A 14222-nucleotide genomic window follows, 5' to 3' on the forward strand; every position below is an offset into this window, starting at 1 on the left:
AAGTGAATCGCCGATCCGTCCTGCGAGCCGGCAGCAACTGCGCAAATCTTCAACACAGCGGCGCCAGTTGACCGCGCAGCACTTCAACGCCGGGCGCAATCGCCTGCGGGTCGATGGCGTGAAAACCCATACGAAAGAAATTATCCGGCGGCGCGGCGTCCAGAAAATGGCGCGCGCCTGGCTCAATCAGCACGCCTGCATGGGCGGCACGCCAGGTCAATTGCTGGGTGCTGATATGCTCAGGTGTGCGCAACCAGAACGCATTAGCATGCTCGCTGCCCGCCATGCTCTGGCACTCCGGCAAAAAGATGCGTAACGCATTGTGCAGGCAATCCCAGCGGCGGGCAGAATCGTCGTGGTAGCGGCGTAAATGGGTTTCGTAATGGCCTTGCGCGAGGAAATGCGCCATCTGGTACTGAATGTTAGTCGGCGGATGGCGGTAAACCAGGCGGCGCAGGGCGCGCGCTTCATCAATAATTTCCGGCGCGGCGACCATAAAACCCAGCCGCAGCCCCGGTGACAGCGCTTTCGACAGGCTGCTGACATAAATCACCCGGTCACTGCGATCGCTGGCTTTCAACGCCGGAAGCGGGTTCTGCATAAAGTTGCTTTCCGAGTCGTAATCATCCTCAATCACCACCGCATCGTGGCGGGCGGCGTACTCCAGCAGCCGGGCGCGGCGGGCTTTGCTCATCGTCACCCCAGTCGGCACCTGGTGGCCCGGCGTGACGTAATAGTAGTCGCACGGCGTGTCATTCAGCACTAATCCTTCTTCATCTACCGCGTGCGGCACAATCTGCGTATCGCTTAATAAAAAAGTATTGATGGCTTCGCGAAAACCAGGGTTCTCAACCGCTACACGGGTAGTGCGCGACATCAACAGGCGCGTCAGCAAATAGAGCGCATTTTGCGAACCCAGCGTAATCAATATTTCATCGGGCGCGGCGACAATCCCGCGTTTAGGCAACACGCGGGTGCGGATCTGCTCAATCAACATCGGCACATCCTGATCGATATGATCGATAACCCACGCCGGGTCGCGCACGCCGCCGTGTAACCAGTTCGCCGCCGCACGCCAGCTGGCAAGGGGGAATTGCTGGGCATAAGGCTGGCCGTAAATAAACGGGTAGCGATAGTGCATCCAGCCTGCCGGTTTAAGAATCGACTCCTGCTGGCTGGGTGTGATTTTCAGACGATTGCTCCATAGTGGTGCATTGCGCTCGCATTCCGGTGCAGGCTGCGGTGGGTTTTGTCCGCAGGTGTAGTAATCCGGGTGCAGGTAATAACCGCTGCGCGGGCGGCTCAGCAGGTAACCTTCGTTCACCAGGCTTTCAAATACCAGCGCGGTGGTATTGCGCGAGACGTTGAGCTGGCCAGCGAGTTGGCGACACGAAGGCAGCGGAGTGTCAGCGGGGAAAATGCCGCTCAGAATGGCGTTTACCAGGGTTTCGCGCACTTGCTCCTGCAACCCGCGTTGACCATCAAAATTCACATTCAAGAGATGTCGAATCATGCTGCACTCCATCGGCTGTATCGCTCTTTTTAACGGAGCAAATTCCATACCAGCTTCCGGTTAACTGACACAAAGATTCGCCAGAACTGGCTCTATTCACCAACGCGCAAGCCTCCCTATTGTAAAAACGCAGTCATAAAAACCGAACGACGCACCGGTTCGGCATATAACTTGCAACGCTTCCAGCACACCTGGGACATTCCGGTCTGGCAGATTAAATAAAGGGTGGAGAGATGAAAAAATACTTCGGCAAATATTGTCTTGCAGCCATGATCGCTTTGGCATTTTCCTTACACGCAGTGGCAGCGGATTTACCTGAAATTGAAAAAAGCGGCACGATGAAAGTCGCGACCGAAGATGATTACGCGCCGTTTAACTTTATGAATAACGGCCAGACGGACGGTTTCAATAAGGACATGCTCGAAGAGTTGCGCAAATATGCGAAATTCAACATCAACCAAAGTATTTTGCCGTGGACCGGTTTACTCGCGGCGGTCTCGACCGGCCAATATGATATGGCGCTGACCGGCGCGGTCATTACCGATGAACGTCTCAACGTATTTAATTTCACGCCGCCCTGGGCTTCGGCGCAGCACTATTTTGTCAAACGTGCCGATGAGAAAGGCTTAAATACTATTGCCGATCTCAGCGGTAAAAAAGTGGGTGTCCAGGCGGGTAGTGCGTTATTGGCACGTTTGCCGGAACTGAAAGCGATGCTGGAAAAAGAGGGCGGCAAACTTGGCCCGGTGGTGGAATACCAATCCTACCCGGAAGCCTACGCGGATTTAGCCAACAAACGCGTCGATTACGTGATTAACGTGGTTATTTCGGTGAACGACCTGGTAAAAGCCAAACCGAAAGTGTTCGCCAAAGGGCTGGCGGTCTCCGGGCCGGGTTATATGGCGTGGCCAATTCCAAAAAACTCCCCGGAACTGCTGAAGTTTATGACCGGTTTTATGAACCATCTGACCGAAACCGGCAAGCTGGCGGAGTTGCAGAAAAAATGGTTTGGCGAAACCTATGACCTGCCGAAGGAGCCGATTACCAGCGCCGATCAGTTCCACAAATTAGCCGGTTTTTAAGGCAGGTTTGTCAGTCTATGCGGCGGGCATCCGCCGCCTGTTTTAGCAGGAGGGCACATGGACTTAATCTCATGGCAGTTACTGATTGAAGGCGCATGGACGACCCTCTGGATCTCTGGTATCGCCATCGCCTGCGGGGTGGTTATTGGTCTCGTCATCGCGTTTATCCGCATGATGAAGCTCCCGTTTATCGACCAGTTGCTGGTGGTTTATATCAGCCTTGCGCGAGCCACGCCGCTGGTGACGCTGGTGCTGTTTCTCTTTTTATCCCTGCCGACGCTCGGTATTAACCTGGATAAAACCCTGGCGGCGATTGTTGCCCTGACGCTCAATACCTCGGCGTTTAACGCCGAGATCTGGCGCAACGCCTTTCGCAATTTCCCCCGTGAGCAGCGGGAAGCGGCGGAGTCGGTCGGGATGCGGCGCTGGACCTATTTTCGCCAGATTATGCTGCCGCAAATGTGGATCGAAAGCCTGCCTGCGCTGGTCAACGAAATGTCATTTTTAATTAAAGGCAGCCCGGCCATTGCGGTGATTGGCGTGGTGGATTTAACCCGCGTCACCAACCGCATCTCCTCGGTGACCTATGAGCCGCTATCACCGATCCTCGCGGCGGCGCTGTTGTACGTGATTATTATCGGCCTGCTGTTGAAATTGCAGGGCGTGGCGGAACGTAAAGCGAAGCGCCTGGCGCGATAAACGACGGAGGAGTTATGAACCAGTGGGGCATTATTTGGGCGGCGCGCGAGAGTTTTTTCAATGGTTTTATCGCCACCCTTGAACTGTTTATTATCGCCGCCGTCGTCGGTTTATTAATTGGCGTGGTGTTGTGCTACGTCATGGAGTATCAAAACCGTTTTGTTAACCGGGTCATTATTGCTTTTGTCAGCCTGATGCGCGCGGTGCCGTTTTTGATTCTGGCGTATCTGCTTTATTACGGCTTGCCGCAATTGGGTATTAGCATGGAGGCGTGGACCGCCGGTTTGTTGTCATTGGTTATCTATCACGGCGCCTATTTCTTTGAGATTTTACGCAGCCAGCGGCGCATATTTTCCGCAGGCTATATTGAAGCGGCGGTATCACAAGGCTTCTCACGCTATAAAATCTTCTTGCGCATTATCCTGCCGAATATCGTTTCTTCGGCGCTGCCGCTCATGGGGAACCAGTTAATTATTTGTCTGAAGGACACCGCGTTTCTGTGCATTATTACCGTGCAGGAGATAACTGCCGCGGCCAATAGTGTGCAATCCACCTACTTTATTCCGTTTAATGCCTTTATTGTCGCCATTGCGCTCTACTGGGGCGTCAGCATTCTGCTGGAATTACTGATTAAGCAGTTAAGCCATTACGGAGCGAAAAGAGGAATGACCCATGCCTGAAACAAGCGCGGTAAGCATCAAAAACCTCTCCAAGCAGTTCGATAACATCGAAGTGCTGCGGGATATTAACCTGACGGTAGAAAAGGGCACGGTGGTTAGCATTCTCGGTTCATCCGGTTCCGGTAAGTCAACGCTGCTGCGCTGTATGAACTGGCTGGAGCAGCCGGATCGCGGCGAAGTGCGCATCAGCGGGCAGCGCATCGGCGTGGACGAGAAAACCGGCAAGGCGATGTCGCATAAAGATCTTTCGCACATCCGCGAGCGGGTAGGGATGGTATTCCAGAGTTTCAACCTGTGGCCGCATTTAACGGTGCAGCAAAACGTCACCGAAGCGCTGGTGCATGTAAAAGGACTGAAACGCGACAAGGCGAACGAGGTAGCTCGTCGCCAACTGGAAAAGGTCGGCATGAGCCATAAAGCCGATGTCTACCCGATTACGCTTTCCGGTGGGCAGAAACAGCGCGTGGCGATTGCCCGCTCGCTGGCGATGTCGCCGGAAGTGATCCTCTTTGATGAACCCACCTCAGCGCTCGATCCTGAACTGGTCAACGAAGTGCTCGGCGTGATGAAAGATCTGGCGGCGGAAGGCTACACCATGGTGGTGGTTACCCACGAAATGGAGTTTGCTCGCCAGGTCTCCGACCAGGTGGTGTTTCTCGAAAAAGGGCTGCTGATTGAGCAAGCGTCGCCGGAAAAATTCTTCAGCAACCCCGACTCAGACCGGGTACGTAAGTTTTTACAGACCAGCCGCTGAATGAAAAAGTCCGGCACGGTAACAAAGTTGCGTTCATGCTCGCATAACACAACGGTAATCAGGCTTTCGGATTGTGCTCACGGAAAGAGTTCTACAGATTAGATGTTATTGCTCATGTTAAAAATTGCCTTTTGATGCAATTTTTTTCGGGTGCTAACATTGAGTCATGGAGGAACGACGTGTTTAACGTTATTTTGCACGAGGATGTGCCTGAAGAAATCGCCCGGTTACCGTCCGCTGTCAGAGCCAGGATTATCCGTTTAATAGATAAGCTCACACTCAATGCAACAGCGCTGCGGGAACCTGACAGTAAGCCGCTGGGAGGCGGATTATTTGAAATCAGGACCATGGGAACTGACATAGCGCGAGGGCTTTATGTCTATCAAAAAGGGAAGAACATTCTTCTGCTCAGAGTGTTTATCAAACGAACGCAGAAAGTGCCGCCCGTTGAGATAAAGCTCGCCTTTGCAAGATTAGAGGAGATGCTAAATGAAAAAGATTAAAGGAGTGGCATGGGAAACCGTCCGGGCTGAATTGCTGTCCGACCCTGATGTACAGGCTGAATACGAGGCTCAGGAGCGCAAAGAGCGCTTGCAGGCAATGCTGGCAGAATGGCGTCGTCACGCCGGGTTAACCAGAGCGCAAGTGGCTGAACGTATGGGGGTCACACCGCCGACGGTTTCCCGCATGGAAGCCAATGTGGTTAAAGCCAGCCTGGAAACCCTGGCTCGTTATGCAAGAGCCTGCGGCATAAAACATCCGCAGATTACGCTATAAAATTTATTCAACTGGCTGGTGCCAAAGCAAAAAAAAGCCCGCACTAAACGGCGGGCAAATAATACTGGAAGCAATGTGAGCAATGTCGTACCGAATACCTGAGTTAACTACTCAACTATTCTGTAATGAGAAAGATAATCTTTATCATCTTTGCGGTCAACCCCAACTTTTATGCGACTTCACTGTTTTTATGTCTCCAGCGCGACAAACTCGCCCCAGGAGACTTCATCAATAAAGATGCCTTCCTGACCGTAGCGCAGCCAGTCCACCTGCGCTAACAATGCCTGCTAATAGCTTTCGTCCGCGCGCGGTGGGATTTGGTGGCTTTCCGTTTCTCGCCGGTCAATGCCGTGCCAGGCAGGCTACAAATCAGCGTCAACCCCGCGCCAGGAAACGCTTAAGTGAATTATTCACTAAGCATTGCAGATTAAATCATTTCCTTTTTTTAACCCCGCCAGCCAATCATTTTCGTTTGAAAAATTAAAAAACCGGGGATATGCATGAACAGATTAAACCGAACGCTTGCCGGTGTGCTGGCACTCTTTGCCTTAAATGGCATCACCCATTCAGCCTTTGCCGAAGGAAAAATTAGCATCGCACAGCAGTTTGGCATTGGTTATTTAATTCTCGATGTGGTGCGCGACCAGCAGCTGATTGAGAAAGAAGGGAAGAAAGAGGGGCTGGATATTACCGTCGACTGGCGCACCATTTCCGGGGCGACCGGGATGAATGAAGCGCTGCTCTCCGGCGCGCTGGATGTCGCTTCGGCTGGCGTGCCGCCGCTGCTGACGCTGTGGGATCGCACCAAAGGCCGCCAGAATGTGAAAGCCATCGCCTCGCTGGGGTCAATGCCCAACTATTTACTCAGCAATAACCCGGCGGTGAAAACCATAAAAGATTTGAGCGACAAAGACCGCATTGCGGTTCCGGCGGCGGGTGTCGGTTTTCAGTCGCGCACATTACAAATTGAAACCGCCAAATTATATGGCGATGCGGATTTCAAACGCTTCGATAATATCAGCGTCAGCCTGCCGCACCCGGATGCCAGTGCGGCATTAATTGCCGGTGGTTCAGAAATTACTACCCATTTTTCCAGCCCGCCATTTCAGTACCAGGCGCTGGAACACAGCAACGTGCATAAAATTCTTAGCTCTTATGACGTACTAGGCGGCCAGGCCACCTTTAATGTTCTCTACACCACACAGAAATTCCACGACGAAAACCCGAAAACTTACAAAGCCTTTTATCGCGCCCTGAGTGAAGCGACAAAAATTATTAACGCCAACAAAAATGCGGCGGCAGAAACCTATATTCGCGTCGAAAAATCCCGCCTGCCTTTACCGCTGGTGCAGAAAATCGTCAACGATCCGGAAATCAGCTTCACCGTCTCCCCGGAGCGCACCGGCGTGTATGCCGAAAAACTCCACGAACTGGGCGTACTGAAAAACAAAGCTAGCTCCTGGAAGGATTACTTCTTCAACGAAGCGTGGGAAAACCCAGGCAGCTAAGCCACGACACAGGAGGCAGAGATGGTCACTCACCACAATGACGGCCCGCTGTTGCAGGTCAGCCACGTTGACATTGAATACCGCACCCGCGAACGCCAGGTGCGCGCCACCCATGATGTCAGCTTTGATGTCTGGCCCGGCGATCGCTTTATTCTGCTCGGGCCTTCTGGCTGCGGGAAATCAAGCCTGCTGAAGGCGGCAGGCGGTTTTCTCGCCCCACGCAGCGGGCAGATTGCCTTACAAGGTGAGGTGATTACCGCACCAGGCCCGGAACGGATGATGGTGTTTCAGGAGTTCGATCAACTGCCACCGTGGAAAACAGTGCTGGAAAACGTCATGTTCCCGCTGCTGGCGAGCCGCAAAGCCAGCCGCGCAGAGGCGAAAGAGACAGCGCGGCATTTTCTCAACAAAGTGGGGCTGTCTGATTTCGCCGATGTGATGCCACATATGCTTTCCGGCGGCATGAAACAGCGTGTGGCGATTGCCCGGGCGCTGGCAATGAAGCCGCGCATTCTGTTGATGGATGAACCCTTCGCCGCGCTGGATGCCCTGACCCGGCGCACCATGCAGGAGGAGTTGCTGACGTTGTGGGAAGAAGAACGCTTTACGCTGCTCTTTGTCACGCACTCCATTGAGGAGGCGCTGGTGGTCGGCAGCCGCATTCTGGTGCTGTCACCGCATCCGGGCAGGGTGAGAGCAGAGTTAAATTGCCACCAGTTCACGCTGAATGATTTCGGCAGCGAAAGCTTCCAGCATGCCGCCCGGCATATTCATGAATTGTTGTTCCCGGCGAGCGGGAATGGCGCGTCTTCTGCCGCTGATAAGGAGCCTGCTTATGTCGCAGCCACCGTACATTCGTCCTGAGTTTGAACGCGAACTGCCGCCGCTGCGCGATGTGGCGGTGGAAACGCCGCTGCCGTGGGGCCAGCGTATATGGAACCTGGCCTGGCTGCGCAAATCGCTGATTGTGCTGCTGGTGCTGGCGCTGTGGGAAGTGGCGGCGCGGGTACAGCAAAATGATTTGATGTTACCCGGCGTGATGCAGACCTGGCATGTCTTCAGTGAAGATATGCGTAACGGCGAGTTACCCGAGAAAATCGTCAACTCCCTGAGTATTTTGCTGAAAGGCTATTTGATTGGCAGCGTGCTGGCGCTGGTTGCCAGTGCGCTGGCGGTCACCACGCAGTTTGGCCGCGATCTGCTCAGCACCCTGACGGCGATGCTCAACCCGCTGCCCGCCATTGCGCTGCTGCCGCTGGCGCTGCTGTGGTTTGGCTTAGGCAAGGTCAGCCTGATTTTTGTGCTGGTGCATTCGGTGATGTGGCCGATTGCGCTCAATACCTGGTCGGGGTTTAGCGGCGTACCGGAAACCCTGCGCATGACAGGGCGCAATTACGGCCTCAGCGGGCCGCGCTATGTGGTAACGATCCTGATCCCGGGGTCGTTACCGGCCATTCTTTCCGGGTTAAAAATTGGTTGGGCGTTTGCCTGGCGCACGCTGATTGCGGCGGAGCTGGTGTTCGGTGCGTCCAGCGGGCAGGGCGGGCTGGGGTGGTATATCTTCCAGAACCGCAATGAGCTGTTTACCGACCGGGTATTTGCCGGGCTGGTGACGGTGATCGCCATTGGTTTACTGGTCGAAGGCGTGGTGTTTGCAAGCCTTGAGAAAGTGACCATTAAGCGCTGGGGGATGCAGCGATAATTGATATCGCCGATGGCGGCTGCGCATCGGCGAAACCATCATCATTGATGTACCGGACGGCGGGCAAAACTGGCGGATAAACGGTCGAGCAAAATCGCCATCAGCACCACCACGATACCGCTTTGCAAACCGAGACCGATCTCCAGTTGCTGAATGCTGCTAAGAATATCGTTGCCCAGCCCACCGGCACCGACCATCGACGCAATAATCACCATCGACATCGCCATCATAATGGTCTGATTCACCCCGGCCATAATTGACGGCTGCGCCGCCGGAAGCTGCACTTTCCACAGCAACTGCCACGGCGTACAGCCAAAGGCGATGCCCGCTTCCAGCCGCGATTTATTCACCTGGCGAATCCCGAGGTCCGTCAAACGCACCACCGGCGGCATGGAGAACAAAATGGTGGCGAAAATCCCCGGCGGGCGACCGAGGCCAAACAAAATGGTGGCCGGGATCAGGTAAACAAACGCTGGCATGGTCTGCATAAAATCAAGCAAGGTGCGCACCACGCTGCCTACCGTCGCATGGCGCGCGCTCCAGATCCCAAGCGGAATGCCAAACAGCAGGCTAAAAAAGGTGGACGAAAGCGTCAGCGCCAGGGTGATCGCCGCATGTTCGCTATACCCGCTATAAATGATGTACAGCGTGGCGAGCAGGGCAAACAGCGCAAAACCTTTGCCGATCCGCCAGGCACCCAGCGCCACCGCCAGCACCACTAACCCCCACGGTGAAAGAGCATTGATCGCCAGCTCAAGGCCACCGGCAAACAGGTCAATTCCCTGCGCAATACCGTCAAAAAGGCCGCCCGCATGGGTCAACAGCGAGTGCACGGCATCATCAATCTGCCGACTAAAATCTAATGGATAAGCCATGGTGTTCCTTAACGAGTCGGCCAGATATCGGCGAAGTTTTCCGCCATTTGCCAGCGGGAAATATCCACCCCGGAGAAAAAGTGGCGGACATACGGCGTGGCGGGCGCATTGATGAGCGCTTCCGGTTTGCCCACCTGCACCAGTTTGCCCTTTTCCATAATGGCGATGCGTGAACCGAGGCGCAGCGCCTCTTCCATATCGTGGGTGACGAAAACAATGGTGCGCTGCGAATCGGCCTGCAACATCAGCAGTAACGACTGCATCTCGCGGCGAATAATCGGATCCAGCGCGGAAAAGGCTTCATCCATTAACAGCACGGAGGGGTCAACCACCAGCGCACGCGCCAATCCGACACGCTGCTGCATCCCGCCGGAAAGCTGGTGCGGATACTGCGTTGCCACATTCCCGAGACCGACCTTTTTCAGCATCGCTAACGCTCTGGCTTCCCGCGCTTCCCGCGGAATGCCCGCCACTTCCAGGCCAAAGGCGACGTTATCCAGCACTGTGCGTTCGTCGAACAGGGCAAACGACTGAAACACCATGCTCATATGCTCGCGGCGCAGGCCGATCAACTCTTTTTCAGAGAGTGAGGCAAGCGGACGACCCTGAAAAGTGACATCCCCGGAGCTGGCGGGGATCAGGTGGTTGAGCGTACGCAGCAAGGTGGATTTACCCGAACCGGATAACCCGACAATGACAAAAATCTCACCGGCAAAGATTTGCAAATGAATATCTTGCAGCGCCTGTATTGCGCTGCCGTTTTCCCGGCGGGAAAAAAAGCGTTTCTGGCCGCCGGAATAATAATGTTTATTCACCGCGCGTAATTCAAATAAGGGTTCCGACATAATCATGGCTTTATTTATAAAGGGCCATCACACACTAACGTAAAAGACGCGAGTGGAATAATGATTTTAAGTTGATGAATATGCTTTTTCTGCATTAGCTTATTTATATTCCGGCAATTAACGCCTCCTGTTTATGAAAGCCCCAGGCTTCGTCTAATAACCACGATTTAATTTTCTCCTGCTGGGCAGAAATCGGTTTATGGCTGGCGGAAATAAGGTAATAGCCCCGCTCGGTACGTACCGACGGGCCGCATTGCACCAGTTGCTGGCTGGCAATAAACGGCGCAATCAGCGGCTGCCAACCAATGGCAATGCCCTGGCCTTCCAGCGCCGCCTGAATCACTAAAGAGTAAGCATTAAAGGTGCGCGAGGCGCTGTGGCTCTGGCCGAAAACCTGGTGATGGCGAAACCAGTCCTCCCAGGTTATCCAGCGCTGCGGGCGGGTTTCTGGCAGTTTCAGTAACGGATAACTTAGCAGGGTTTCCGCACGGGCACTGGAGCCGATTTTCGCCTTTATTTCCTGATTACAGACCGGAAAAACAATCTCCGGGAACAGGCGCTGGGTCTGGGTTCCTGGCCAGTTTCCCTGACCAAAATAGATAGCCAGATCGGCGTTGCTGTCGCGAAAATTATAGTCGTTAGGCGAGGTGGTAACCTGCACTTCAACGCCTGGGATCAGCGCCTGTAAGTGCTCCATGCGCGGCAGCAGCCAGTAGCTGGCAAAGCCCATATCGGTGTCGATGCGCAGCACGTTGCGCTTGCGCCGGGTGCGCTCCAGTTGCTCGCTGATATCATTCAGGCTGCTGCGTACAATCAGGTACAGGCTGTGGCCGGATTCGGTCAATTGCACCCCGCGATGACGCCGCTCAAATAACGGGGCATCCAGCCGGCTTTCAAGAGATTGAATACGCTGGCTGACCGCCGGTTGCGAAAGCCCAAGCTCATTTCCGGCGGCGGTAAAATTACCTAAACGCGCCGCTGCTTCAAATACCACTAATGCCTGTAAAGGCGGAAGTTGTAATTTATCAGCCATAATTCCACCTTATTTCACGATAAAGAAATAACCCCTTCACAGGGATAAATAAGCGTGAGATAAACCTAACACGTTTTAATTAACTATTTTATTGTCGGGTGGCGCATGCTTAGAAATAAACCGAATATCGTTATTCTTATGGCCGATCAGTTAACCGCCAGCGCCTTAAAAACCTATGGTAATAAGGTTAGTCTGACACCGAATATCGATAAATTAGCCGATCAAGGTGTGGTATTTGAATCCGCCTATTGCAACAGCCCACTCTGTGCGCCGTCACGGGCCTCGCTGATGACCGGGCAGTTTATTTCCCATAACGCCGTTTATGATAATGCCGCCGAATTTCATGCCGATACGCCTACCTTCTGTCACTACCTGCGCGAGCAGGGTTACCGCACCTGGCTCTCCGGCAAAATGCATTTTTGCGGCCCGGATCAACTGCACGGTTTTGACGAGCGGCTGACCACCGATATCTACCCGGCGGATTTTGGCTGGACGCCGGACTGGGAACAGCCGGAGCGCCGTCTTGACTGGTATCACAATATGAGTTCGGTGCTTGATGCCGGGGAGTGCGTGCGGACCAACCAGCTTGATTTTGACGACGAAGCCCTGTTTCTGGCGCGCCAGCGCTTGTATGACGCCGCGCGTCGCCCGGCGGATCAGCCCTTTATGTTGCTGCTGTCGCTGACCCATCCCCACGATCCGTTTGCCATTCCGCGCCGCTACCTCGCGCGTTTTCGCGAAGAGGATATTGATTTGCCGCATACGCGGCGCGAAGAGGTGGATGATGACGCGCACTCGGCGCGATTGCGGGCGATGTACCAACTGGACGAGGCGAACATTACTGATGAGCACGTGCGCCGCGCCCGACACGCTTATTACGGCGCGCTGGCCTACGTCGATGACTGTTTTGGCGAGGTGGTTAACACCCTGGAAGAGACCGGGCTTGCGGAAAATACGGTGGTGCTGGTGATCGCCGATCACGGTGAAATGCTTGGCGAGCGCGGGCTGTGGTACAAAATGACCTTCTTCGAAAATGCGGTACGCATTCCTTTTATTGTGCATAACCCGGCGCGATTTGCGCCGAAGCGGGTTGCGCAGAGCGTTTCGCTGGTGGATTTGCTGCCAACGCTGGTGGAACTGGCGAGCGGCGAGGATCGCACCGCGCAGGCGATTTCCCCGCTTGATGGCAAAAGCCTGGTGCCGCATCTGCGCGGTGAAAGTGGGCCGGACGGCGCATTCAGCGAATACCTTGCCGAAGGCGCGCTCGGCCCGATGCTGATGATCCGCCGTGGCCCGTGGAAATACATCCACTCCTTTAGCGAAGCGCCGCAGTTGTTCAACCTGATAAGCGATCCCCATGAGCGTAAAAACCTTGCCGCCGATGATGATCATCGCCAGATTGCCGCGCAGTTTGCCGGTGACGTGGCCGCCCATTGGGATGTCTCGACGCTGCGTGAGCAGGTGCTGGCGAGCCAGAAGCGGCGCAGCTTTTTAACGCGCATTGCGGGGCGCGAGGCTATCCCGAAATGGGATTTCCAGCCGCATCAGGACGCGTCGCAGCGCTACATCCGTAACCATCAAACGCTGGATGAACAGGAAGCCTTTGCCCGTTATCCGCAACCTTCAAAACCAACCGCCGGGAAATAATGATGAAAATAACTGTGAGCAAATTATTGCTGCTGGCGTTGACCAGCGGGTTTTCACTGAGCAGCATCGCCGCCGACGATGTCCGCTGCACAACCGTTACGCAGTCCGATCCGGGCTGGACGGATATCGCCTCGACCAATGCGCTTTCCGGCGTGGTGCTGAACGCGCTGGGCTATCAGCAAAAAGTGCAGAACCTTTCCGTAGCGCTCGCCTTTCAGGGGCTGAAAACCGGGCAGGTGGATGTCTTCCTCGGCAACTGGATGCCTGCGCAGGAGCCGGTTATCAGCAAATTCACCGCCGACGGCTCTATTAACGTGATCGGCGCGAACCTGCCCGCCGCGCGCTTTACACTGGCGGTGCCGGATTATGTCGCGGCTGCGGGGGTGAAAGATTTCGCTGATTTGCAGAAATACGCTGCCAAATTCAACCATAAGATTTACGGCATTGCGCCGGGTGCGCCAGCTAACCAGAACCTGAAAAAGATGCTCAATAAACAGGATTTCGGCCTGCAAAACTGGCAGTTAGTGGAATCCAGCGAAAGCGGGATGCTGGCGCAGGTGACGCGCGCCGTCGAGCGCAAAGAGTGGATTGTTTTCCTCGGCTGGGAGCCGCACGCCATGAACACACGCTTTAAGCTGAGTTACCTCAGCGGCGGCGATGCGTACTTTGGCGCGAACTACGGCAGCGCAACGGTGAATACGGTTACACGCAAAGACTTTGCCCGCGATTGCCCGAACCTCAATCGCTTCTTCAGCCAGCTTAAATTTGATGTCCCGTTAGAAAATGCGGTGATTACCCGCGTGCTGGATAAACAGGAAGCGGTGCAGGCTGCGGCAAAAGCGGAGCTGGCTAAGCGCCCGGAGCTGCTAAAAACGTGGCTTGATGGCGTTACCACCCGCGAAGGCCAGCCGGCGCAACCGGCGGTTGAAAAGGCGCTCGGCCTGTAATTTTCCCTCCTTTTAACGCACCGGATACGCGACCGCTATTCGGTGCTGTTCCCGCTTTTTTCATCACGACAGCAGAATGAAGCAATAGTTCTTGCGCGAATAAGAAGAATGAGTATAGTTCTCATTCTCTTTAGTATTTGTGGGCGCGGCACGGAACATT

General features: G+C 54.5%; 15 protein-coding genes. 11 read left to right on the top strand and 4 right to left on the bottom strand.

Annotated elements, in window-relative coordinates:
* Positions 1-49 precede the first annotated feature (49 nt).
* Positions 50-1513, bottom strand: a complete 1464-nt coding sequence (locus Q5705_19880) for a PLP-dependent aminotransferase family protein (protein ID WLI76797.1) — start codon at positions 1511-1513, stop codon at positions 50-52.
* A 233-nt stretch (positions 1514-1746) separates the two neighbouring features.
* Between Q5705_19880 and Q5705_19885 the strand changes: the two genes are divergently transcribed.
* From Q5705_19885 to Q5705_19925, 9 genes are all read left to right on the top strand, one after another.
* Positions 1747-2595: a transporter substrate-binding domain-containing protein gene (locus Q5705_19885; GenBank protein ID WLI76798.1), complete on the top strand. Its 849-nt coding sequence runs from the start codon at positions 1747-1749 to the stop codon at positions 2593-2595.
* Positions 2596-2652: 57 nt separating this feature from the next.
* On the top strand, positions 2653-3294 hold the full coding sequence (locus Q5705_19890) for an amino acid ABC transporter permease (protein ID WLI76799.1): 642 nt from the start codon (positions 2653-2655) through the stop codon (positions 3292-3294).
* Positions 3295-3308: 14 nt separating this feature from the next.
* Entirely contained in the window at positions 3309-3974 is a 666-nt protein-coding gene (locus Q5705_19895) for an ABC transporter permease subunit (protein ID WLI76800.1), read from the top strand.
* Positions 3967-4728, top strand: coding sequence for an amino acid ABC transporter ATP-binding protein (locus Q5705_19900; protein WLI76801.1), 762 nt, complete (start codon positions 3967-3969; stop codon positions 4726-4728). The genes Q5705_19895 and Q5705_19900 overlap by 8 nt, the downstream gene beginning before the upstream one ends.
* A gap of 179 nt (positions 4729-4907) precedes the next feature.
* On the top strand, positions 4908-5231 hold the full coding sequence (locus Q5705_19905; GenBank protein ID WLI76802.1) for a type II toxin-antitoxin system RelE/ParE family toxin: 324 nt from the start codon (positions 4908-4910) through the stop codon (positions 5229-5231).
* On the top strand, positions 5218-5505 hold the full coding sequence (locus Q5705_19910; GenBank protein ID WLI76803.1) for a helix-turn-helix transcriptional regulator: 288 nt from the start codon (positions 5218-5220) through the stop codon (positions 5503-5505). Before Q5705_19905 ends, Q5705_19910 begins: the two co-directional genes overlap by 14 nt.
* A 500-nt stretch (positions 5506-6005) precedes the next feature.
* Positions 6006-7013: an ABC transporter substrate-binding protein gene (locus Q5705_19915; protein ID WLI76804.1), complete on the top strand. Its 1008-nt coding sequence runs from the start codon at positions 6006-6008 to the stop codon at positions 7011-7013.
* Positions 7014-7034: 21 nt separating this feature from the next.
* Positions 7035-7877, top strand: a complete 843-nt coding sequence (locus tag Q5705_19920; GenBank protein ID WLI76805.1) for an ABC transporter ATP-binding protein — start codon at positions 7035-7037, stop codon at positions 7875-7877.
* A complete protein-coding gene (locus tag Q5705_19925; GenBank protein ID WLI76806.1) occupies positions 7849-8715 on the top strand; it encodes an ABC transporter permease in 867 nt (288 codons plus the stop codon). Before Q5705_19920 ends, Q5705_19925 begins: the two co-directional genes overlap by 29 nt.
* Positions 8716-8756: 41 nt before the next feature.
* On the opposite strand, the gene Q5705_19930 is transcribed toward Q5705_19925, so the two are convergent.
* From Q5705_19930 to Q5705_19940, 3 genes are all read right to left on the bottom strand, one after another.
* A complete protein-coding gene (locus Q5705_19930) occupies positions 8757-9590 on the bottom strand; it encodes an ABC transporter permease subunit (protein WLI76807.1) in 834 nt (277 codons plus the stop codon).
* Between the two features lie 8 nt (positions 9591-9598).
* Positions 9599-10435: an ATP-binding cassette domain-containing protein gene (locus Q5705_19935; GenBank protein WLI76808.1), complete on the bottom strand. Its 837-nt coding sequence runs from the start codon at positions 10433-10435 to the stop codon at positions 9599-9601.
* A gap of 103 nt (positions 10436-10538) precedes the next feature.
* Complete coding sequence (locus tag Q5705_19940; GenBank protein WLI76809.1) at positions 10539-11468, bottom strand: LysR substrate-binding domain-containing protein; 930 nt, start codon at positions 11466-11468, stop codon at positions 10539-10541.
* Between the two features lie 105 nt (positions 11469-11573).
* On the opposite strand from Q5705_19940, the gene betC reads away from it, so the two are divergent.
* Together betC and choX are read left to right on the top strand one after the other, a co-directional pair.
* Positions 11574-13115, top strand: a complete 1542-nt coding sequence (gene betC, locus Q5705_19945; GenBank protein ID WLI76810.1) for a choline-sulfatase — start codon at positions 11574-11576, stop codon at positions 13113-13115.
* Positions 13115-14062 carry a choline ABC transporter substrate-binding protein gene (gene choX / locus Q5705_19950; GenBank protein WLI76811.1) on the top strand — a complete coding sequence of 316 codons (948 nt, stop codon included), beginning with the start codon at positions 13115-13117 and terminating at the stop codon, positions 14060-14062. The genes betC and choX overlap by 1 nt, the downstream gene beginning before the upstream one ends.
* Positions 14063-14222: the final 160 nt, after the last annotated feature.

It is taken from the genome of Kosakonia sp. H02, from assembly GCA_030704225.1.
Taxonomy (GTDB): Bacteria; Pseudomonadota; Gammaproteobacteria; order Enterobacterales; family Enterobacteriaceae; genus Kosakonia.